Annotated in this window: 18 protein-coding genes and 4 pseudogenes; 16 read left to right on the forward strand and 6 right to left on the reverse strand. The window is 53.6% G+C overall.

The annotated features are described in order from the left end of the window. Positions 1-42: 42 nt before the first annotated feature. Both rsmJ and prlC read right to left on the reverse strand, forming a co-directional pair. Complete coding sequence (rsmJ, locus tag ACWWJF_RS04410) at positions 43-789, reverse strand: 16S rRNA (guanine(1516)-N(2))-methyltransferase RsmJ (protein WP_455868772.1); 747 nt, start codon at positions 787-789, stop codon at positions 43-45. Beyond that, positions 786-2,828, reverse strand: a complete 2,043-nt coding sequence (gene prlC / locus ACWWJF_RS04415; protein WP_455868773.1) for an oligopeptidase A — start codon at positions 2,826-2,828, stop codon at positions 786-788. The genes rsmJ and prlC overlap by 4 nt, the downstream gene beginning before the upstream one ends. A 338-nt stretch (positions 2,829-3,166) precedes the next feature. On the opposite strand from prlC, the gene ACWWJF_RS04420 reads away from it, so the two are divergent. Further along, positions 3,167-4,374 (forward strand): IS3 family transposase gene (locus ACWWJF_RS04420; RefSeq protein WP_455870925.1). Its coding sequence is split into 2 segments (ribosomal slippage): positions 3,167-3,488 and positions 3,488-4,374, totalling 1,209 coding nucleotides; the frame shifts between segments, so codons are not numbered across the junction. Between the two features lie 180 nt (positions 4,375-4,554). Beyond that, positions 4,555-5,886 (forward strand): IS4 family transposase, encoded by a 1,332-nt coding sequence (locus ACWWJF_RS04425; protein ID WP_455868774.1) that lies wholly within the window; start codon positions 4,555-4,557, stop codon positions 5,884-5,886. Positions 5,887-5,932: 46 nt separating this feature from the next. Here the strand turns inward: ACWWJF_RS04425 and ACWWJF_RS04430 are convergent. Then, positions 5,933-7,101, reverse strand: a protein-coding gene (locus ACWWJF_RS04430) for an IS3 family transposase (protein WP_455868400.1) whose coding sequence is annotated in 2 segments (ribosomal slippage) — positions 5,933-6,846 and positions 6,846-7,101 — 1,170 coding nt in all. Because the reading frame shifts where the segments join, the coding sequence is not laid out codon by codon here. A gap of 138 nt (positions 7,102-7,239) precedes the next feature. After that, positions 7,240-8,571: an IS4 family transposase gene (locus ACWWJF_RS04435; RefSeq protein WP_455868775.1), complete on the reverse strand. Its 1,332-nt coding sequence runs from the start codon at positions 8,569-8,571 to the stop codon at positions 7,240-7,242. A gap of 359 nt (positions 8,572-8,930) precedes the next feature. Here ACWWJF_RS04435 and ACWWJF_RS04440 point away from each other — a divergent pair, with 359 nt between their 5' ends. Both ACWWJF_RS04440 and gorA read left to right on the forward strand, forming a co-directional pair. Continuing rightward, positions 8,931-9,773 (forward strand): 23S rRNA (adenine(2030)-N(6))-methyltransferase RlmJ, encoded by an 843-nt coding sequence (locus ACWWJF_RS04440; protein ID WP_455870926.1) that lies wholly within the window; start codon positions 8,931-8,933, stop codon positions 9,771-9,773. Between the two features lie 77 nt (positions 9,774-9,850). Continuing rightward, positions 9,851-11,203 carry a glutathione-disulfide reductase gene (gene gorA, locus ACWWJF_RS04445; RefSeq protein WP_455868776.1) on the forward strand — a complete coding sequence of 451 codons (1,353 nt, stop codon included), beginning with the start codon at positions 9,851-9,853 and terminating at the stop codon, positions 11,201-11,203. Between the two features lie 80 nt (positions 11,204-11,283). On the opposite strand, the gene ACWWJF_RS04450 is transcribed toward gorA, so the two are convergent. After that, on the reverse strand, positions 11,284-11,898 hold the full coding sequence (locus ACWWJF_RS04450; protein WP_455868777.1) for a TetR/AcrR family transcriptional regulator: 615 nt from the start codon (positions 11,896-11,898) through the stop codon (positions 11,284-11,286). A gap of 101 nt (positions 11,899-11,999) precedes the next feature. On the opposite strand from ACWWJF_RS04450, the gene ACWWJF_RS04455 reads away from it, so the two are divergent. The 11 genes and pseudogenes from ACWWJF_RS04455 to ACWWJF_RS04505 all read left to right on the forward strand — a co-directional run. Beyond that, positions 12,000-13,442, forward strand: a complete 1,443-nt coding sequence (locus ACWWJF_RS04455) for an efflux transporter outer membrane subunit (RefSeq protein WP_455868778.1) — start codon at positions 12,000-12,002, stop codon at positions 13,440-13,442. A gap of 29 nt (positions 13,443-13,471) precedes the next feature. Continuing rightward, on the forward strand, positions 13,472-14,677 hold the full coding sequence (locus tag ACWWJF_RS04460; RefSeq protein ID WP_455868779.1) for an HlyD family secretion protein: 1,206 nt from the start codon (positions 13,472-13,474) through the stop codon (positions 14,675-14,677). 11 nt (positions 14,678-14,688) lie between these two features. After that, positions 14,689-15,507 (forward strand): annotated as a pseudogene (locus ACWWJF_RS04465) (DHA2 family efflux MFS transporter permease subunit); the annotation flags it as partial. A 22-nt stretch (positions 15,508-15,529) separates the two neighbouring features. Next, on the forward strand, positions 15,530-16,006 hold the full coding sequence (locus ACWWJF_RS04470) for a hypothetical protein (RefSeq protein ID WP_455870927.1): 477 nt from the start codon (positions 15,530-15,532) through the stop codon (positions 16,004-16,006). Positions 16,007-16,071: 65 nt separating this feature from the next. Further along, positions 16,072-17,403, forward strand: coding sequence for an IS4 family transposase (locus tag ACWWJF_RS04475; protein ID WP_455868780.1), 1,332 nt, complete (start codon positions 16,072-16,074; stop codon positions 17,401-17,403). Continuing rightward, entirely contained in the window at positions 17,396-17,701 is a 306-nt protein-coding gene (locus ACWWJF_RS04480; RefSeq protein ID WP_455868781.1) for a hypothetical protein, read from the forward strand. The genes ACWWJF_RS04475 and ACWWJF_RS04480 overlap by 8 nt, the downstream gene beginning before the upstream one ends. Positions 17,702-17,805: 104 nt before the next feature. Next, positions 17,806-18,846, forward strand: a complete 1,041-nt coding sequence (locus ACWWJF_RS04485) for an IS481 family transposase (protein WP_455868660.1) — start codon at positions 17,806-17,808, stop codon at positions 18,844-18,846. 394 nt (positions 18,847-19,240) lie between these two features. Then, positions 19,241-19,312, forward strand: coding sequence for a membrane protein YpdK (gene ypdK / locus ACWWJF_RS04490; RefSeq protein WP_195314225.1), 72 nt, complete (start codon positions 19,241-19,243; stop codon positions 19,310-19,312). Positions 19,313-19,410: 98 nt separating this feature from the next. After that, positions 19,411-19,494 (forward strand): annotated as a pseudogene (locus ACWWJF_RS04495) (tpnC protein); the annotation flags it as partial. Positions 19,495-19,567: 73 nt separating this feature from the next. Then, positions 19,568-20,736 (forward strand): IS3 family transposase gene (locus tag ACWWJF_RS04500; protein WP_455868400.1). Its coding sequence is split into 2 segments (ribosomal slippage): positions 19,568-19,823 and positions 19,823-20,736, totalling 1,170 coding nucleotides; the frame shifts between segments, so codons are not numbered across the junction. Positions 20,737-20,783: 47 nt separating this feature from the next. Next, positions 20,784-21,173 (forward strand): annotated as a pseudogene (locus ACWWJF_RS04505) (transposase); the annotation flags it as partial. Here the strand turns inward: ACWWJF_RS04505 and ACWWJF_RS04510 are convergent. Further along, a complete protein-coding gene (locus ACWWJF_RS04510) occupies positions 21,120-21,359 on the reverse strand; it encodes a hypothetical protein (protein WP_455868475.1) in 240 nt (79 codons plus the stop codon). The pseudogene ACWWJF_RS04505 and the gene ACWWJF_RS04510 sit on opposite strands and share 54 nt — an antisense overlap. Positions 21,360-21,438: 79 nt before the next feature. Between ACWWJF_RS04510 and ACWWJF_RS04515 the strand changes: the two are divergent. Then, a pseudogene (locus ACWWJF_RS04515) lies at positions 21,439-22,155 on the forward strand (IS5 family transposase); the annotation flags it as partial. Positions 22,156-22,224 lie beyond the last annotated feature (69 nt).

Genomic DNA, 22,224 nt, shown 5'->3' on the forward strand with positions numbered 1-22,224 from the left:
TGAGCGCTTAAATGTATGGGAGGCAAAAATGAATACGGCGAACTACAGCGGCAAGTAAAAATCAAAGCGGTAGCTTTTGGTGGTCAGCATCGATTGAGTGGCAATGCCCGCCAGCGGTGGGGCGTAGTCGGGACGCTTTACCACCACGCGTTTTTTCGCCAACGCTCGCGCGGGGGCCAGTAGGGCATCCGCATCGTCGTCCGCGCCCACCAGCGATTGAAACACCCGCATCTCTTTCTTTACCAGCGCACTTTTTTGCCGATGAGGAAACATGGGATCGAGATAGACCACATCCGGTGGCGGTGTAATATCGCTCAGGGCTGTGTGGCTTGAGGCGTGAATCAGCGTCAATCTTTCGCGCAGCCACGCGCCTATCTCGGCATCTTCATAACCACGTCGTAAACCATCGTCGAGCAGCGCGGCGACTACCGGGTTACGTTCCAGCATACGTACACGACAGCCTAACGATGCCAGTACAAAGGCATCACGGCCTAATCCGGCGGTGGCATCTACGACGTCCGGCAGATAATCCTTTTTGATACCGACCGCTTTAGCAACTGCTTCGCCGCGCCCGCCGCCAAAGCGACGGCGGTGGGCCATTGCACCAGAGACGAAATCGACATAAATAGCGCCGAGCTTCTCTTCATCCTGCTTGCGCAACTCCAGACGTTCTGGTGTCAGCACCAGCGCCAGCGTCGCGCTGGGATCGTCCTGCAATCCCCAACGTGTCGCTAATGCATCAAGGGCGCCTCTATCGGCACCCTTTTCTATCAGCAGGCTGATATTCACCCTTTAATACCATAATGGTGCAGCATGGCATCAAGTTGCGGCTCACGGCCACGGAAGCGCTTGAACAGATCCATCGGCGCTTCGGAACCGCCGCGCGACAGGATATTATCCAGGAAAGACTGGCCGGTGGTGCGGTTGAAAATGCCTTCTTCTTCAAAGCGCGAGTAGGCGTCCGCAGCCAGAACATCCGCCCAGAGGTAGCTGTAGTAGCCTGCGGCATAGCCACCTGCGAAGATGTGGCTGAAGGTGTGCGGGAAGCGATTCCAGCTTGGGCTTGGCACGACGGCGACCTTGGCTTTGACATCGGCCAGTGTCGACAGAATTTGTGCCCCTTTTGCCGGATCGTATTCCGCATGCAGACGGAAATCGAACAGGCCGAACTCAAGCTGGCGCAGGATAAACAACGCCGCCTGATAGTTTTTGGCCGCCAGCATCTTGTCCAGCATGGCTTGTGGCAGCGGTTCGCCGGTTTCGTAGTGACCGGAGATAAACGCCAACGCTTCCGGCTCCCAACACCAGTTTTCCATAAACTGGCTCGGGAGTTCGACGGCATCCCATGGCACACCGCTAATGCCAGCTACCCCTGCGGTATCGATCTGCGTCAGCATATGATGCAGGCCGTGACCAAATTCATGGAACAACGTGGTGACTTCATCGTGGGTGAACAGCGCGGGTTTACCGTTGACTGGACGGTTAAAATTACATACCAGATAGGCCACCGGTTTTTGCAGTTCACCGTTGCTTTTGCGCAGGCGTCCCGCACAGTCATCCATCCAGGCACCGCCACGCTTGTGTTCGCGCGCATAGAGATCGAGATAGAAACTGCCGCGCAGTTCGCCGTTTTCATCAAACAGGTCAAAGAAACGTACTTCGGGGTGCCATACGTCTACGTTGTGGCGCTCTTTGGCTGCGATGCCGTAAATGCGCTTCACCACTTCAAACAGCCCTTCAACCACGCGTTGTTCTGGGAAATAAGGGCGCAGTTGCTCATCACTGATGGTGTAGAGGTGTTGTTTTTGCAATTCGCTGTAGTAAGTGATGTTCCACGGTTGCAGTTCGCCAGTGTCATAATGCGCTTTGGCGAAGGCGCGCAGTTGTGCCAGTTCCGCTTCCCCTTGCGGGCGGGCACGCGTTGCCAGATCGTTGAGGAAATCCAGCACTTGTTGTGGGTTTTCTGCCATTTTGGTGGCAAGGGACTTATCAGCGAAGCTGTCAAAGCCTAACAGTTGCGCCAGTTCATGGCGCAGCGCCAGCTCCTCGGCCATCACGTCGCTGTTATCCCATTTGCCCGCATTCGGCCCCTGATCGGAGGCGCGGGTTGCGTAGGCACGATACATCTCTTCACGCAGCGCCTGATTGGCGCAGTAGGTCATGACAGGCAGATAGCTGGGGATATCCAGCGTCAGCAGCCAACCTTCCAGTCCTTTAGCCTCGGCTTGTGCGGCGGCGGCGGCCAGTGCGCTTTCCGGCATCCCTTCAAGCTGCGCAACGTCAGTGATGTGTTTATTCCAACCCATGGTGGCGTCGAGCACGTTGTTGCTGTACTGCGAGCCCAGTTCAGACAGACGCGCGGCAATTTCGCCATAGCGTTTCTGTTTTTCCGGCGGCAAACCGATACCGGACAGTTCGAAGTCACGCAGCGCATTATCCACCGCTTTTTTCTCCGCGACGCTCAATGTGGCGTAGTGGGATCCTTCTTTCAGGTCGCGATACGCCTGATACAACCCGGTGTGTTGTCCAACCCAGGTGCTGTATTCAGAGAGTAGCGGCAAGCATTGCTCATAGGCAGCACGCAGCTCAGGGCTATTTTTCACGGCATTGAGATGGCCGATCGGAGAGAACAGACGGCCCAGACGATCGTCGCTCTCTGCCAGCGGTTGACACAGATTTTCCCAGGTGAACGGTGCACCCTGCGCGACCACGCGCTCAACCGCACTGCGACAGTCTGCCAGCGCAGACTGAACGGCGGGGACGATGTCATCAACAGTGATGGCGGAAAAGGGGGGCAGGGTAAACGGGGTCAATAATGGATTCGTCATATCACGGTCCTATCGTTATGTGTCAGCCAGCGATAAGGGCAGTCGCGCGAGCGGCAGCGCTGGCAAAAAAAGCGAATTATTGATTAACATGAGGCCAGAAAGGGCAAAAATCAATGAACGGGGGAAAATTCCCTGAGCATGTGAAAACCGCGCGTATTGCACACGTCAGCATGGGGTACTGCGCAGATGTTTCACTGCGATGTAGCGTGCAGTGTGAAGAGAGCTGTATTGTGTTTAACGTGCCATATGATGTAGCCCCCTGTAACACCAGACAGTCGCTGTATCTCCAGATAAGAGATAGGCTTAGATCTATGTCTAACAATCATGCTAATTTTGAAATGACCGGGATCCTGTTAGGGCAAGAAGTCCGTAAGCGTAAAACTCCGCAAGAGAAAATCGCCATCATTCAGCAGACAATGGAGCCGGGGATGAACGTCTCCCATGTAGCCCGCCTGCATGGCATCCAGCCCAGCCTTTTGTTTAAGTGGAAGAAGCAATACCAGGAAGGAAGCCTCACCGCCGTTGCGGCCGGAGAAAAAGTGGTTCCAGCTTCGGCGCTGGCGACTGCCCTCAAGCAGGTCCGGGAGCTACAGCGCCTTCTGGGTAAGAAGACGATGGAAGTTGAGATCCTCAAAGAAGCAGTGGAGTACCGCCAGTCGCGAAAATGGATAGCGCACGCGCCCTTGTTGCCAAAGGACGGGGAATAGCTCTGGTCAGCCGCGCCATGAGCGTGTCGCGTGCGCAGCTGTCACTGCGGGTTAACCGTTCTGCCGACTGGCTGGACAGGCGCAGCAACCGGCGTAATGACGAAGCTGATGCTGAGATATTATCGAACATCCTCTGTATCATCAGCGACATGCCCAGTTACGGTTACCGCCGAGTGTGGGGTATCCTGGGTAAGCAACGTCGTGCAGAGGGACTTCCACCGGTGAACGCCAAACGGCTTTACAGGATAATGAGCGAGCATAACCTGCTGTTGTTGCATGATAAAACTGAACGTCCGAAGCGGGAGCATAAAGGCAAAATCGCGGTAGCAGAGAGCGATATGCGCTGGTGCTCAGATGGCTTCGAGTTCGGTTGTGACAACGGCGAGAAGCTGCGGGTGACGTTCGCACTGGACTGCTGCGACCGGGAGGCCATAGACTGGGCAGCGAGCACCAGGGGTTATGACAGTTCAACCGTGCAGGATGTGATGCTGAGGTCGGTGGAAAAACGCTTCGGTAGCGCGCTGCCGGATAAACCAGTGCAATGGCTGACGGATAATGGTTCAGCGTACACAGCGCATGAAACGCGGAAGTTCGCCAGAGAACTGAATCTGGAGCCCTGCACAACAGCAGTGAGCAGTCCACAGAGTAACGGCATGGCAGAACGGTTCGTGAAGACGATGAAGGAAGATTACATCGCCTTCATGCCAAAACCCGATGTGCGAACAGCGCTGAAGAACCTTGCAGCGGCGTTCAATCATTACAATGAAAACCATCCGCACAGTGCGCTGGGATACAACTCCCCAAGAGAATATCGGCGCCAGCGGGCATCGTTAACTTAAGAGACAAAAGCTGTCCGGAGATGGTGGGTCAAGATCAGTTTAACGTGCCATACGTCACCTCGTTATACACAAGTCCGCAACGCCTTATATGCCAAGGGTTAGCGGGCTGAAATAGGCAGCCGGTGGGGTTGTAAATGAAGTGAAACCGACGTGTACTATCGCCATTTACGGCGCTGAAAAATGACACGGGATTCAGATGGCAGGGCACACCAAGAACTGGAAGGGGTAAATCTTGGTGACACGAGGCTCAATAAGCGCGCCAAAGGGCTTTTGATACGGCTAGCTGAGAATCCGCAAGCCAGCATTCCGCATGCGTGCCTCGGATGGTCTGAGACGCTGGGTGCTTACCGCTTCATGGAGAACCAAGCATTCGAATGGCGAGACATTCTGCAACCTCACTGGCAGCGTACGCAGGAAAGGATCCGAGAACACGAGGTTGTGCTGTGTATCCAAGACACTACCGAGCTTGACTTCAACGGGCAGCAAATCCAAGGCTTGGGTCCCTTGAACTACGAAGCCAGGCGTGGTCTGTACCTGCATCCGATCTACGCGGTCAGTCCGGATCGCGTGGGGTTGGGCGTACTGGATGCGTGGATGTGGGCAAGAGAGCCGAAGGATGCAGACGGGAAACGCGATGGGATCAAGGAGAGTACGCGCTGGCTCGAGGGATACGAGCGAGTTGCTGAACTCGCCTCGGAGTTGCCAAACACACGTCTGGTGTACTTAGCCGATCGCGAAGCGGATATCAAGGCGTTGATGCAGCTCGCTGATGACCTTGGCACTCCGGCTGACTGGTTGATCCGCTCGACTCATAATCGCAGTCTGGACTGTAATGAGAAGCTTTGGCAGAAGGTTGGAAAGACCGTGCCGGTGGGAGAAATCCAATTCGTTATGGCGGCTCGCGCGGGGCAGAAGGCGCGTACGGTGAAACAGGCGCTGCGCGTGAAGCGAGTGTCGCTGCGTTGCGGGTTGGCAGTGACTTGTGTGATAGCCAAGGAAATTGAGCCGCCAGCAGGCGTGAAGCCGGTCGAGTGGCGGTTGCTGAGCAATCGCGTACCTGAAGGACGAGAAGATATCGTGGAGCTGATCGACTGGTATCGGGCTAGATGGGAAATCGAGATGTTCTTCAATGTGCTGAAGAACGGCTGCTGTATCGAAGCGTTACAGTTATCGACCGTGGATCGCATTGAGCGGGCATTGGCGCTGTTCATGATCGTGGCATGGCGCATCGCCTATTTAATGCGTATGGGACGAACCTGTCCAGAGCTGGACGCAATGTTGTTCTTTGATTCCGACGAGACTCATGGCGCTTACCTACTGATGAACAAGCGTATGCCCAAGGGCCGCCCTAAGCTAAACGAAGTATTGCGCTTAGTTGCGCAACTGGGAGGCTTTCTTGCTCGAAAAGGCGACGGTGAACCAGGCGCAAAAACTATCAGGAAAGGCTTGCAGAAAGTCATGACGGCCGCCGAAACGCTACGCGCGCTCAGGCACGAACAGAGATGTGTATAACGAGGTGGCCATACGTACTGCCTCATTTGTATTAGTCGTGTAGTGGTCAACTAATATTGGCCACCGCATTAGACTGTATGTAGAACAGTCGCTCAGATTCGTTTGGAGTTAAGCCGCCGTTATACCAGTGAGGCCGGATAGCGCTGTAATACCCCGTGATGTAGCGGATAATCGCGTCCTGGGCTTCGCTGAAGCTGTTGTAACCCTTTGTCGGCACCCATTCTGTCTTCAGGCTGCGGAAGAACCGCTCCATTGGCGCATTATCCCAGCAGTTACCCCGCCGACTCATACTCTGCTTTATCCGGCAGCGCCACAGGGCTTGCCGGTATTGACGGCTGGTATAGTGGCTGCCCTGGTCGCTGTGGAACATGACTCCTGTTGGTTGTCCCCGGAGTTCCCAGGCCATCTGCAACGCTTTAACTGTCAGCGCCGAGTCCGGCGACGTCGACATGGCCCAGCCCACCGGTTTGCGGGCGAACAGATCTAGCACCACCGCAAGGTAAGCCCAGCATTTGCCCGTCCAGATGTAGGTCACATCGCCGCACCAGACCTGATCCGGCGCGGTAACCGCGAACTGGCGGTTGAGATAGTTCGGTATTTCAACGTGTTCATTGCCGCCGCGTTTGTATTTGTGAGCCGGTCGCTGGCAGCTGGCGATACCCAGCTCCTTCATCAGCTTGCCAGCCAGCCAGCGCCCCATTTTGACACCGGAGCTGCCGGTGACGATGGTCGCGATACTTCGAGCGCCGGCAGAGCCGCCGCTGGCGTTCCAGGCTTCCATGACGCGGCTACACTTAACCACGCGCTCACCGTCGGGTTCATTAGCGGAAGCCTGCCAGTGCCTGTAGCTGCTGCGATGTACCTCAAAAGTTTGGCACAACGCCGTGACCGGGTATCGCGCCCTCAGCCTGTCGACTACCGTGAACCGTTGAGTGAGTCCGACATTAAGAGCGCCGTAGCCTTTTTTAGGATTTCGTTCTCCATTTCAAGGCATTGGACTTTTTTCTTCATCTCACGCAGCTCGAGCTGTTCAGGGGTAAGAGGAAGTCCCGTTGGCGTTTTTCCCTGTCGTTCAAGGCGAAGCTTATTGACCCAGCGACTAATGGCAGAATGGCTGACATTAACCGCCTCTGCGGCCTTAACGTATGTGTAGCCGTGGTCGACAACCAGCTTTGCGGCTTCGAGCTTAAATTCCGCCGTAAAATGTTTACCCATGAGGTCACCTGTCGTGTTGATGAGGTGAGCATATCACCTCCGCTCAGGTGGCCAGTATCAGTGTGCCACTACAATATTCGAGACCGTGGTGCTGAATTTCGCTCAAGGGTTGTGGCGTCTGGGCCTTAAGCCACCTCGTTATACACATCTCTGTTCGTGCCTGAGCGCGCGTAGCGTTTCGGCGGCCGTCATGACTTTCTGCAAGCCTTTCCTGATAGTTTTTGCGCCTGGTTCACCGTCGCCTTTTCGAGCAAGAAAGCCTCCCAGTTGCGCAACTAAGCGCAATACTTCGTTTAGCTTAGGGCGGCCCTTGGGCATACGCTTGTTCATCAGTAGGTAAGCGCCATGAGTCTCGTCGGAATCAAAGAACAACATTGCGTCCAGCTCTGGACAGGTTCGTCCCATACGCATTAAATAGGCGATGCGCCATGCCACGATCATGAACAGCGCCAATGCCCGCTCAATGCGATCCACGGTCGATAACTGTAACGCTTCGACACAGCAGCCGTTCTTCAGCACATTGAAGAACATCTCGATTTCCCATCTAGCCCGATACCAGTCGATCAGCTCCACGATATCTTCTCGTCCTTCAGGTACGCGATTGCTCAGCAACCGCCACTCGACCGGCTTCACGCCTGCTGGCGGCTCAATTTCCTTGGCTATCACACAAGTCACTGCCAACCTGCAACGCAGCGACACTCGCTTCACGCGCAGCGCCTGTTTCACCGTACGCGCCTTCTGCCCCGCGCGAGCCGCCATAACGAATTGGATTTCTCCCACCGGCACGGTCTTTCCAACCTTCTGCCAAAGCTTCTCATTACAGTCCAGACTGCGATTATGAGTCGAGCGGATCAACCAGTCAGCCGGAGTGCCAAGGTCATCAGCGAGCTGCATCAACGCCTTGATATCCGCTTCGCGATCGGCTAAGTACACCAGACGTGTGTTTGGCAACTCCGAGGCGAGTTCAGCAACTCGCTCGTATCCCTCGAGCCAGCGCGTACTCTCCTTGATCCCATCGCGTTTCCCGTCTGCATCCTTCGGCTCTCTTGCCCACATCCACGCATCCAGTACGCCCAACCCCACGCGATCCGGACTGACCGCGTAGATCGGATGCAGGTACAGACCACGCCTGGCTTCGTAGTTCAAGGGACCCAAGCCTTGGATTTGCTGCCCGTTGAAGTCAAGCTCGGTAGTGTCTTGGATACACAGCACAACCTCGTGTTCTCGGATCCTTTCCTGCGTACGCTGCCAGTGAGGTTGCAGAATGTCTCGCCATTCGAATGCTTGGTTCTCCATGAAGCGGTAAGCACCCAGCGTCTCAGACCATCCGAGGCACGCATGCGGAATGCTGGCTTGCGGATTCTCAGCCAGCCGTATCAAAAGCCCTTTGGCACGCTTATTGAGCCTCGTGTCACCAAGATTTACCCCTTCCAGTTCTTGGTGTGCCCAGCCATCTGAATCCCGTGTCATTTTTCAGCGCCGTAAATGGCGATAGTACACGTCGGTTTCACTTCATTTACAACCCCACCGGCTGCCTATTTCAGCCCGCTAACCCTTGGCATATAAGGCGTTGCGGACTTGTGTATAACGAGGTGGCCTTAAGCCCGTCCATAACGCCGTCGCCAAAGGGGTTTGCCATGATGTTCTCCACTCACTACCGTTATGTATTTAATAATATAATGATCGTTCAACCCTTTTCGGCAAGGGGGATTGCAAGAGGATTGCGTTATGGTTTTCCGGTGATATTTTCTGCGGCAGAACGTTTATACTGTGCGGGACATGATCTTGCCTTCGGGCGCCCCGCTTATTTCACCGGAACAAAAACCGTTATGTTGAGTTATCGCCACAGTTTCCATGCCGGCAACCATGCCGACGTACTGAAGCACACCGTTCAGAGCCTGATCATTACTGCGCTCAAAGAAAAAGAGAAACCGTTTCTGTATCTGGATACCCATGCAGGGGCCGGGCGTTATCAGCTCAGCGGTGAACATGCTGAGCGCACCGGGGAGTATCTGGAGGGTATTGCTAAACTGTGGCAGCGGGACGATATTCCCGAAGCGCTCACCCCTTACCTGAATGCGGTTAAAGCCTACAACAGTAACGGTACGCTACGTTTCTACCCCGGTTCGCCGCTGATTGCCCGCCAACTGCTGCGCGAGCAGGACAGTATTCACCTGACGGAATTGCACCCTAGCGACTTCCCGTTGCTGCGCGGTGAGTTTCAACGTGATGCGCGGGCGAAAGTGGTGCGTGAAGACGGCTATCAGCAGTTGAAATCTCAGTTGCCGCCCGCCTCTCGCCGTGGATTTATCCTGATAGATCCCCCCTATGAGTTGAAAACGGATTATCAGGCGGTGGTCAAAGGGATTCAGGAAGGTTACAAACGTTTTGCCACCGGCGTCTACGCGCTGTGGTATCCGGTAGTATTACGTCAGCAAATCAAGCGCATGCTCAAAGACTTGGAAGCCACCGGTATCCTTAATATTCTGCAAATTGAATTGGCGGTTCTGCCGGACAGCGATCGCTATGGCATGACGGCTTCAGGCATGATCGTGATTAACCCGCCGTGGAAACTGCAAGTGCAAATGCAGGCGCTGCTGCCGTGGCTGCACGGTGTTCTTGCGCCTAATGGCACTGGGCATACGTTGATTGAGCAGGTGGTGCCGGAATAACCTGAAAGGTTTTGCCGCAGACCGAGTTCAAGGGTTACACTGCGTTTTATTCTCTTCACTTAACCATGGATCTTCTCATGACAAAGCATTATGACTATCTCGCTATCGGTGGCGGCAGTGGCGGTATTGCGTCCATTAACCGTGCGGCAATGTATGGGCAAAAATGTGCGTTGATTGAAGCAAAGTATCTGGGCGGCACCTGCGTTAATGTCGGCTGCGTACCGAAAAAGGTCATGTGGCATGCGGCGCAGATTGCCGAAGCGATCCACCAGTATGGGCCGGACTATGGTTTTGATACCACCGTTAACGCCTTCAACTGGGATGTCCTGGTGAAGAACCGCAGTGCCTACATCGATCGCATTCATCATTCCTACAACAATGTGCTGGGCAAAAACAAGGTAGACGTTATCCACGGTTTTGCGCGTTTTGTCGATGCGCACACCGTTGAAGTGAATGGCGAAACCATTACTGCCGACCATATTGTTATCGCGACGGGCGGCCGGCCAACGCGTCCTTCGATTCCCGGGGCTGAGTACGGTATCGATTCCGACGGTTTTTTTGCGCTTGACGGCTTGCCAAAGCGCACGGCAATTGTCGGTGCGGGCTATATCGCCGTTGAAATTGCTGGCGTTGTGAACGCGCTCGGTTCCGAAACCCATCTGTTTGTGCGCAAGCACGCGCCGTTACGCAGCTTCGATCCGCTGATCTTCACTACGCTGGTGGAAGTGATGAAGGCAGAAGGGCCGATGCTGCATACCGAACCTACGCCTCAGGCGGTTGAGAAAAACGCTGATGGTAGTCTGACTCTGCATCTGACCAACGGTGAATCCTATACCGTGGATTGCCTGATTTGGGCGATTGGCCGTGAACCGGCAACCGATAACCTCAACCTAGAAGCGGCGGGCGTCATCAAAGACGAGCGCGGTTTTATCAAGGTAGATAAATACCAGAACACCAACGTGCCGGGTGTTTATGCGGTGGGTGACAACACAGGCGCTGTCAAACTGACGCCTGTGGCTGTTGCGGCGGGGCGTCGCCTCTCAGAACGGCTGTTTAACAACAAGCCGGAAGAGCATCTGGATTACACTAATATTCCGACCGTGGTGTTCAGCCATCCGCCGATTGGCACTGTCGGGTTGACCGAACCGCAAGCGCGGGAAAAATTCGGTGATGACCAGGTTAAGGTCTACACCTCTTCTTTCACCGCGATGTACACCGCAGTAACCCAGCACCGTCAACCGTGCCGCATGAAGCTGGTGTGTGTTGGGCCGGAAGAGAAAATCGTGGGCATACATGGTATCGGCTTTGGCATGGATGAAATGCTGCAAGGCTTTGCCGTAGCGGTGAAAATGGGCGCGACCAAACGCGACTTCGACAATACCGTGGCGATTCATCCGACCGCATCGGAAGAGTTTGTGACGATGCGCTAAGGTCGCTGCCTGACGACCTGTTCAATGCCTTAAAAGAAGCTCAATCCTGAGCTTCTTTTTTATTGGCGGCACTCTACGGTTTACTGATTCGACGTTTCAGCCCGATAAGCGAGCAGAAATACTGTGATGGCACGAGAAACCGCGTCTTCAATGCGTTTGGCGTCAGGCGCGGTGTCGACGCCCAATGCCGCGACAAGAAACAACTCCGCTTCAATCAGCCCTTTCAAATGCATCGCGCATACCCAACTGTCTGAGTGACGCAGAATGCCTTCGTCGCTTTTTTTACTCAGGTAATGGCTTAACCGCTTCCAGCCCTTTTGTGGCCCTTCGGCATAAAACAAGCGGCCAATATCGCTACGTTCTGATTCGCTAATCGCCATGCGCCAGATTGCCATCAGGCCACTGCTCAGCACTGAGGAGAGGTAATTGCGGCCAAATTGATTAAGCGTCGTTTCGATATCTTTCTTTGGGTCTACTGATTCGAACGCTTCCGCGATGTTGGTTTTGGCTGACGATGCCATGACAGCAGAGAAGATCTCTTCTTTGGAACTGAAATAGTTATAGAGCGTTGATTTGGAGCCCCCGACGCGACTGGCGATCTCCGACATCGACGTGTTGTTGAATCCCTGCTCTATAAATGCGCGCGTCGCGATATCCAGAATGGCTTGACGCTTGGTTTCACTTTTAACTCGCATACGCTTCTCTTCTCTTTCCGTCCAATGGGCAAGCTTCTCTTGACTATCGTTTTATGTCAAGCTAAAACAATATCGTACTGTACGGTATCAAATGGTGTGTCTTGAAAATCAATAAGTTAATAAATCGCAGCCTGTTACCTCCTGATTTGCGGTTTTCAATGCTTGCCGCAGTGCTCATCCTGGCGGGCTGTTCAACCGCTCCAGACAACACACTGAGCCACATAAAACGTGCCGATGAGTTGGCCTCTTCACAGTCGCTGACCACCGCAAAAGAGGGCCGCTGGCCAGACGCGCAGTGGTGGCTACGCTACCACGACAGACAGTTGGACAGCCTGATGGAAATGGCGCTGGCTTCTGAGCCAACCTTAAAAATAGCCGAGTCTCGATTAAAGAACGCGGCTGGGATCGCCGAGCAAATTGGCGCGATTCGTTCTGTGCAAGTTGGCGCGTCAGCGTCTGCGTCAAAGAGTAAGGTGAGCTATGCCTATCAGGCTTATATGCCACCGCACGGCTGGAATGACTACGGCTCTGCGACTGCTAATCTGAGTTTTAATCTCGATTTTTGGGGCAAAAATCGTGCTGAAGTCGCCGCTGCAACGTCAGATTATGCGGCGGCCGGTGCGGAAATGCAGTCGGCAAAATTACTGCTCCAAGCCGCTTTGGTGCAGTCCTATGCGGAGCTGGCACGTTTGTACCTCAACCGTGACACGACGCAGAATGCGTTGGAAATTCGTAGCAAAACCGTTGAGTTGATGACAGAGCGCAATCTCAATGGGCTAGAAACTGACGGCGTGCTCAAACAGGTGCAGGCGCTGAAAGCGAGCGCTGAGGCCGAATTGATTGCCTCCGATGAGGCCATTCAGCTACAGAAAAATGCCATTGCCGCACTGTTGGGCGACGGGCCTGACCGGGGACTTTCTATTCAGCGTCCGGCGATCCATTTGGATGAGTCCTTCAATTTGCCTGCTAACACTGGCATCAACATACTGGGCCACCGTCCGGACATCAGCGCCGCGCGTTGGCGCGTTGAAGCCGCGGCAAAACGCATTCACGTCGCTAAAGCCGCCTACTACCCCGATGTCAGCATTGCCGGTTTTATTGGTTATCAGTCGTTCGGCTTGAATAATCTGACGCGCTCGGGCAACGATGCCGGAAGCATTGGACCTGCGCTGTATCTGCCCATTTTCACCGGTGGCCGTTTATCCGGGCAATTAACCTCCGCCGAAGCCAATTACGAAGAGTCCGTAGCGACGTACAACAACACGCTGACGCTGGCATTGCACGATGTGGCCAATGTGGTTACCCGAGCTAATGCGCTGAAAGCGCGTCTGTCAAAAAGTGAAAATGCGTTTGAAAACGCCAAAGCGGCGTATCTCATTGCAGATAAACGCTATCGCGGTGGCCTGGCGACCTATCTCGATGTCCTGACAACAGAGGACGCCATGCTGGATACCCAGCGCGTATTAGTGAATTTGCAATCACAGGCGTTCTCACTCGATGTTTCATTAATCCACGCGCTAGGCGGAGGATTTGATGCTTCTTAATCCTCTCTCGACTTGCAGGAAGTTTTTCTATGTCACAGCGAAATAATGACTCTACCACGCCTGCGGCGGACACACATTTTCATGCATCGCGCGCGGCCTCATCGTGTAAAAAAGGGTTTATGGGATTGGCGGCTGCGGTGGTTATCGCCGCGGGCGGCTACGGCGTGTGGTATGCGGTGGTGGGTTCGCGCTATGTCACCATCGATAACGCCTACAGTGCGGCGGAGGTGGCGGAAGTGACGCTTTCGGTTACCGGCATTGTGCAGGCGGTGAATGTGGTGGATACGCAGTGGGTGAAGCAGGGAGACGTGCTGGTACAACTGGATGACACTGATGCTCGCTTGGCACTGGAGCAGGCCGAGGCGATGCTGGGGCAATCGCGGCGGCGTGTGAGCAGCTACATGGCGACCGACGAGGGATTGGCCGCGCAAGTCAAGGCGCGGGAAGCGGATGAAACGCAGGCGCAAGCGCGGCTGGCAGCCTCACAGGCTGACTTCACCAAAGCGCAGATGGATTTAACGCGGCGCGAGGCGCTGGCAAAGTCCGGTGCGGTATCCGGTGAGGAATTAACAAACGCACGTAATGCGATGGCCCAGGCTGAATCTAACCTCAATGTCGCCAAAGCGGCGGCGGCGCAGTCGGTGGCCAATCGCTTATCGACCATCGGTGCGAAAAAAGCCAATGCGGCGTTGACCATTGATGCCACGGTGGAAACCAACCCAGAGGCGATTCTGGCGAAAGCCAAGGTGGAACAGGCACAGGTGGATTTGGCCCGCACCATTATCAAAGCGCCGGTCGATGGGGTTATTGCCAGACGTCAGGTACAGATTGGTAAACGGGTACAGAACGGCGAGCGCTTGATGACGGTGGTGCTGTTGCACGACGTGCATATCGACGCCAACTTTAAAGAGGTTGAACTGCGTCACGTGAAAATTGGTCAACCTGTTGAAGTTACAGCTGATATTTATGGCGACAAGGTGGTGTATCACGGTGTGGTGAGCGGTGTCTCTGGCGGCACGGGCTCAGCGTTCTCCATGATCCCAGCGCAAAATGCAACGGGCAACTGGATCAAGGTGGTTCAACGTCTGCCGCTGCGTATTACGCTGGACAAGCAGGAACTGGCGAAACACCCGCTACAGGTTGGCTTGTCAATGATTGCTACCATCGATACGCATAACACCTTGGATCTGGCAGCATCGGGTCATGAAGGCCTGACAACGGCTCGTCAGGATTAAGGCGCATAACCATGAGCCACAACACTACGCAGAATACCTTTCAGCAGCCGTTGACCGTCGCTGCGCTTGTCATCGGGACCCTGTGTCTGGTGATGGCCAATTTTTTGGCCATTCTCGATACCACCATCGCCAACGTCTCTGTGTCGAATCTTGCCGGGAGTCTGGGGACGTCAACCAGTCAGGGAACTTACGTCATCACATCCTACGCGGTGGCGGAGGCTATTTCTGTTCCTCTGACTGGTTGGTTGGCTTCCCGTTTTGGTGCCCTGCGGGTTTTCGTGATTTGTCTGCTGATGTTCGGCGTATTTTCAACGCTGTGCGGGATGGCGACCAGTATGAATATGCTGGTGCTGTTTCGCGTCTTTCTGGGTTTTTCCGGCGGGCCGTTAATGCCGCTGTCTCAGACGTTGATGATGCGTATTTTCCCGAAAGATAAAAGCCACGTTGCCATCGGCATTTGGAGTATGACCACCCTGGTTGCCCCGATTATGGGACCGATTCTCGGTGGCGTTATCTGCGATCAGTTTAGCTGGCACTACATCTTTATCTGTAAGACGCCCTTTGCTATTGCGGCGGGTTTTATGTGCTGGAAGATGCTGCAACGTTATGAAACGCAGACGGCAAAATCGCGCATTGACGTTGTGGGACTGGTGTTGCTGGTGGTCTGGGTGTCCGCCTTGCAGATCATGCTCGATGAAGGTAAGGATCATGACTGGTTCGCTTCAACGCGCATTGTCATTCTGGCAATTATTGCGTTGATTGGCTTTATCTCCTTCCTGATTTGGGAACTGACCGAGCGCAATCCGGTGGTGGATCTCAGAGTGTTTCCGTCATCGCGGTTTTACGACCAGTATGGTGACGCTCTCACTGGCGTTTGGCGCGTTCTTTGGCATTACCGTGCTGACCCCCTTGTGGCTGCAAATCTACATGGGCTATACCGCGACCATAGCCGGTTACTCAACGGCAACGATGGGTGTACTGGCGGTATTTCTGGCACCGCTGATTGCCACGCTGGCGACGAAAATCGATCCGCGTCCTCTGGTGTTCACGGGGGTGCTGTGGCTCGGCCTGTGGACGCTGTTTCGCAGCGAGGCCGACATGAACATGACATTTTCCCAGATAAGTCTGCCCATGTTGTTCCAGGGCATCGGTATGCCACTGTTTTTTGTTCCCTTGACCGGAATTGCGCTTGGGTGCGTGCTTGAGCGAGATATGGATTCTGCCGCAGGGTTGATGAATTTTATTCGTACTTTGTCAGGGGCTTTCGCTCACCTCGTTATACACAAGTCTGCAACGCCTTATATGCCAAGGGTTAGCGGGCTGAAATAGGCAGCCGGTGGGGTTGTAAATGAAGTGAAACCGACGTGTACTATCGCCATTTACGGCGCTGAAAAATGACACGGGATTCAGATGGCTGGGCACACCAAGAACTGGAAGGGGTAAATCTTGGTAACACGAGGCTCAATAAGCGTGCCAAAGGGCTTTTGATACGGCTGGCTGAGAATCCGCAAGCCAGCATTCCGCATGCGTGCCTCGGATGGTCTGAGACGCTGGGTGCTTACCGCTTCATGGAGAACCAAGCATTCGAATGGCGAGACATTCTGCAACCTCACTGGCAGCGTACGCAGGAAAGGATCCGAGAACACGAGGTTGTGCTGTGTATCCAAGACACTACCGAGCTTGACTTCAACGGGCAGCAAATCCAAGGCTTGGGTCCCTTGAACTACGAAGCCAGGCGTGGTCTGTACCTGCATCCGACCTACGCGGTCAGTCCGGATCGCGTGGGGTTGGGCGTACTGGATGCGTGGATGTGGGCAAGAGAGCCGAAGGATGCAGACGGAAAACGCGATGGGATCAAGGAGAGTACGCGCTGGCTCGAGGGATACGAGCGAGTTGCTGAACTCGCCTCGGAGTTGCCAAACACACGTCTGGTGTACTTAGCCGATCGCGAAGCGGATATCAAGGCGTTGATGCAGCTCGCTGATGACCTTGGCACTCCGGCTGACTGGTTGATCCGCTCGACTCATAATCGCAGTCTGGACTGTAATGAGAAGCTTTGGCAGAAGGTTGGAAAGACCGTGCCGGTGGGAGAAATCCAATTCGTTATGGCGGCTCGCGCGGGGCAGAAGGCGCGTACGGTGAAACAGGCGCTGCGCGTGAAGCGAGTGTCGCTGCGTTGCAGGTTGGCAGTGACTTGTGTGATAGCCAAGGAAATTGAGCCGCCAGCAGGCGTGAAGCCGGTCGAGTGGCGGTTGCTGAGCAATCGCGTACCTGAAGGACGAGAAGATATCGTGGAGCTGATCGACTGGTATCGGGCTAGATGGGAAATCGAGATGTTCTTCAATGTGCTGAAGAACGGCTGCTGTGTCGAAGCGTTACAGTTATCGACCGTGGATCGCATTGAGCGGGCATTGGCGCTGTTCATGATCGTGGCATGGCGCATCGCCTATTTAATGCGTATGGGACGAACTTGTCCAGAGCTGGACGCAATGTTGTTCTTTGATTCCGACGAGACTCATGGCGCTTACCTACTGATGAACAAGCGTATGCCCAAGGGCCGCCCTAAGCTAAACGAAGTATTGCGCTTAGTTGCGCAACTCGGAGGCTTTCTTGCTCGAAAAGGCGACGGTGAACCAGGCGCAAAAACTATCTGGAAAGGCTTGCAGAAAGTCATGACGGCCGCCAAAACGCTACGCGCGCTCAGGCACGAACAGAGATGTGTATAACGAGGTGGCTTTCGCTACCTCCATGGTCAACACGTCCTGGGAGAACCAAACCCGCTATGTGCATGCGGAGCTGGCCGGTCTGACGGACAGGGAGGCGGTAGCCACCCATAATATGCTGAATGATGGCATGATCATGGACACTGTTCGCGGTTCGATAGAGTGGATGCTACAAGGGCAGAGCGTCATGGTTGCCACCAATCATATCTTTATGGTGATTGCTGCTATTTTTGCTGTCGCTGCACTGGTGATTTGGTTTGCGCCGAAACCGAATAGAGTGAGTATCTCGTCCGTACATTAATATGTATTAGTCGCGACTTGATCTGACACTGGACCTTGAAAGGTTGAGAGTTACCGGTTTTGATATGGGTGTCGAATCCTTATACAAAACACGAGGTAACTCTCATGCTTCATACTAACAATCCCATCATCAAACACAAAGCCGGCCTGCTCAATCTCGCCGAAGAACTCGGTAACGTATCAAAAGCCTGTAAAATCATGGGGGTGTCACGCGACACGTTTTATCGCTATCAGGAACTGGCGGCAGAAGGCGGCATTGACGCTCTGGTTAACCAAAACCGCCGGGTTCCCAACCTGAAAAACCGTGCTGATGAAGCCACTGAACGTGCGGTTGTTGATTACGCCATTGAGTTCCCGGCTCATGGCCAGCACCGGACCAGTAATGAGCTGCGTAAAAAAGGCGTCTTCATTTCTGGCAGCGGTGTGCGCTCCATCTGGCAACGACACGATCTGGAAAACTTTCGTAAGCGCCTGAAGGCACTTGAGGAAAAAGTTGCCAGAGAAGGCATCGTACTTACTGATGCTCAAATCGCTGCACTGGAGAAGAAGGCGCACGACGACGAAGCCTGTGGTGAAATAGAGACTGCTCACCCGGGTTATCTGGGGTCGCAGGACACCTTCTACGTGGGTAATCTGAAAGGTGTTGGCCGTATCTACCAGCAGACGTTCGTGGATACGTACTCGAAAGTGGCGCACTGCAAGCTTTACACGAGTAAAGCACCGATCTCTGCCGCCGACCTGCTCAATGATCGCGTGCTGCCGTTCTACGAAGCTCAGGGGCTGCCAATGCTAAGAATACTGACGGACAGGGGGACGGAATACTGCGGTAAAGTGGAACAACATGACTATCAGCTGTACTTGGCTATCAACGATATAGACCATACGAAAACGAAAGCGATGTCTCCGCAGACAAACGGTATCTGCGAGCGCTTCCATAAAACTATTTTGCAGGATTTTTATCAGGTTGCGTTCCGTAAGACGTTATACGAGGACCTAGAAAGTCTACAAAAGGATCTGGACAACTGGTTGTGGCATTACAATAATGAGCGAACTCATCAGGGTAAAATGTGCTGCGGGCGTACGCCAATGGCCACGTTACTTGATGGTAAACGAGTCTGGGCAGAAAAAAATCTGAACCAGATTTAATCTGACAGACAACTGTATAAATAACCGGTAACTGTCAGATCAGGTCTGAGCTAATACAAATTAAGGGACACAGCCTAGATATCCTTTATCGCATTTTCCTCTCAATAGCGCGATTATTGGTAGCATTAATCGCCATCACATGCCTTTTTTTCGCTCAAAGACGCTCTCGAACAGGCTGCTTTTTAATGCTATTTATTGCATTTTCCTCCTTCCCCCTATTGATATTCAACCCTCACCAGGCGTAGATTTAGCGCCGATTCCATCATAACGGGCATGCCCTGTTTATGACAGACGGAAAGCCCTCGCTCTGCGTCGGTTCGCAGGGGTAAATGCTTTCCAAAAAGACGCACAATCGGAATCGTTGCAGGCGTATGTTTGCTGGAGATGACAATCAGTGAAGTATTTTTTTATGGGTATCTCATTCATGCTGATGGTGTGGGCGGGTACTTTTATGCTGATGATTTAGTGACAGGTGATGTAGCCCCCTGTAACACCAGACAGTAGCTGTATCTCCAGATAAGAGATAGGCTTAGATATATGTCTAACAATCATGCTAATTTTGAAATGACCGGGATCCTGTTAAGGCAAGAAGTCCGTAAGCGTAAAACTCCGCAAGAGAAAATCGCCATCATTCAGCAGACAATGGAGTGTAGTGGCACACTGATACTGGCCACCTGAGCGGAGGTGATATGCTCACCTCATCAACACGACAGGTGACCTCATGGGTAAACATTTTACGGCGGAATTTAAGCTCGAAGCCGCAAAGCTGGTTGTCGACCACGGCTACACATACGTTAAGGCCGCAGAGGCGGTTAATGTCAGCCATTCTGCCATTAGTCGCTGGGTCAATAAGCTTCGCCTTGAACGACAGGGAAAAACGCCAACGGGACTTCCTCTTACCCCTGAACAGCTCGAGCTGCGTGAGATGAAGAAAAAAGTCCAATGCCTTGAAATGGAGAACGAAATCCTAAAAAAGGCTACGGCGCTCTTAATGTCGGACTCACTCAACGGTTCACGGTAGTCGACAGGCTGAGGGCGCGATACCCGGTCACGGCGTTGTGCCAAACTTTTGAGGTACATCGCAGCAGCTACAGGCACTGGCAGGCTTCCGCTAATGAACCCGACGGTGAGCGCGTGGTTAAGTGTAGCCGCGTCATGGAAGCCTGGAACGCCAGCGGCGGCTCTGCCGGCGCTCGAAGTATCGCGACCATCGTCACCGGCAGCTCTGGTGTCAAAATGGGGCGCTGGCTGGCTGGCAAGCTGATGAAGGAGCTGGGTATCGCCAGCTGCCAGCGACCGGCTCACAAATACAAACGCGGCGGCAATGAACACGTTGAAATACCGAACTATCTCAACCGCCAGTTCGCGGTTACCGCGCCGGATCAGGTCTGGTGCGGCGATGTGACCTACATCTGGACGGGCAAATGCTGGGCTTACCTTGCGGTGGTGCTAGATCTGTTCGCCCGCAAACCGGTGGGCTGGGCCATGTCGACGTCGCCGGACTCGGCGCTGACAGTTAAAGCGTTGCAGATGGCCTGGGAACTCCGGGGACAACCAACAGGAGTCATGTTCCACAGCGACCAGGGCAGCCACTATACCAGCCGTCAATACCGGCAAGCCCTGTGGCGCTGCCGGATAAAGCAGAGTATGAGTCGGCGGGGTAACTGCTGGGATAATGCGCCAATGGAGCGGTTCTTCCGCAGCCTGAAGACAGAATGGGTGCCGACAAAGGGTTACAACAGCTTCAGCGAAGCCCAGGACGCGATTATCCGCTACATCACGGGGTATTACAGCGCTATCCGGCCTCACTGGTATAACGGCGGCTTAACTCCAAACGAATCTGAGCGACTGTTCTACATACAGTCTAATGCGGTGGCCAATATTAGTTGACCACTACAGACAGGCAAAAGTGTAGCGGTATTAGGAACAGCTATTTAGATGAAACTGGCCAGCATTTAATGACCATCCCAGGTGTTGGACCGATAACAGCCAGCGTTTTGTCATCACAGTTAGGCGATGGCAAGCAATATGAAAACAGTCGTAATTTTGCCGCTTCCACCGGTCTTGTACCCCGCCAATACAGTACTGGAGGGAAGAATACTCTGCTGGGTATTAGCAAGCGTGGAGATAAAAACCTTCGCCGATTGCTTGTTCAATGTGCGCGGGTATTTATCCTAAGAATTGACCATCAATCAGGGAGATTAGCTGATTGGGTAAGGTCTCAGTTGGGCAGGAAACATTCTTGCGTTGTGTGCTGTGCATTAGCAAATAAATTAGCTCGAATAGCTTGGGCAATAACGACACGAAATACCGTGTTTGAACAGTAATGCTGGTCTAACAGTCAGCAATTTAACGAAGTTACCCATCTGGTTTTGCGAAGACTGATTATTGATGACATGAACGGCCTGACGGCCTGATATAAAACCAAAAAATGAAAATGGCTCAATGAAGCCGATGGCCTTTTTAGGAATATCAGGTGCGAAACTCATCGTGGCGCGGGCATCCTTGGCCATAAAGACGCCGGATAGATTTAAGCAAGCCCACCATTAATCAAAGATCAGTGTTGCAAAAATGGGGGTGACCATAGATTCATTGAGGGCTTTACAGGGTTTTGTTGACTCGATTTTTAAACTGATTAAATTGTCGCTGCATTGTCCAGACTATTCGCTGCTCAGCAAGCGAGCAAAGACAGTGAACATCAGCATAAAAACGCCAACCCGTGGTGAAATCTCACATCTGGTCATTGATGGAACCGGCCTGAAGGTCTTTGGCGAAGGCGAATGGAAAGTCCGGCAGCATGGTGCCGACAGACGCAGGGTGTGGCGTAAGCTGCATCTGGCAGTAGACAGTGCGACGCATGAGATTATCTGTGCGGATTTGTCGCTCAGTGGTACGACTGATGCCCAGGCTCTACCGGCACTGATAAACCAGACCCACCGGAAAATCAGAGAGGCATCGGCTGACGGCGCTTACGATACAGGTTACTGCCATGATGCTCTGCTGAGGAAGAAAATAAGGCCGCTTATCCCGCCGCGAAGGGGGGCGCAATATTGGCCGGACCACTACCACGAGCGTAACCACGCTGTTGCAAATCAGCGCCTGAGCGGCAGCAACGATACCTGGAAAAAGAAAGTGGGCTATCACCGACGCTCAGTGGCTGAAACGACCATGTTCCGGTTCAAAACGCTTCTGGGTGGTCATCTAAGTCTGCGTGACTACGATGCTCAGGTGGGTGAAGCCATGGCGATGGTCAAAGCGCTTAACCGGATCACGCTATTAGGAATGCCGAACAGTATTCGCATCACGTAACAATCGACCTGGGGCACAGTCGTTACAAGTTCTGATTTATTCAACAAAGCCGGCAGGATGCTGAACTGG

This window comes from Symbiopectobacterium sp. Eva_TO (assembly GCF_053848865.1).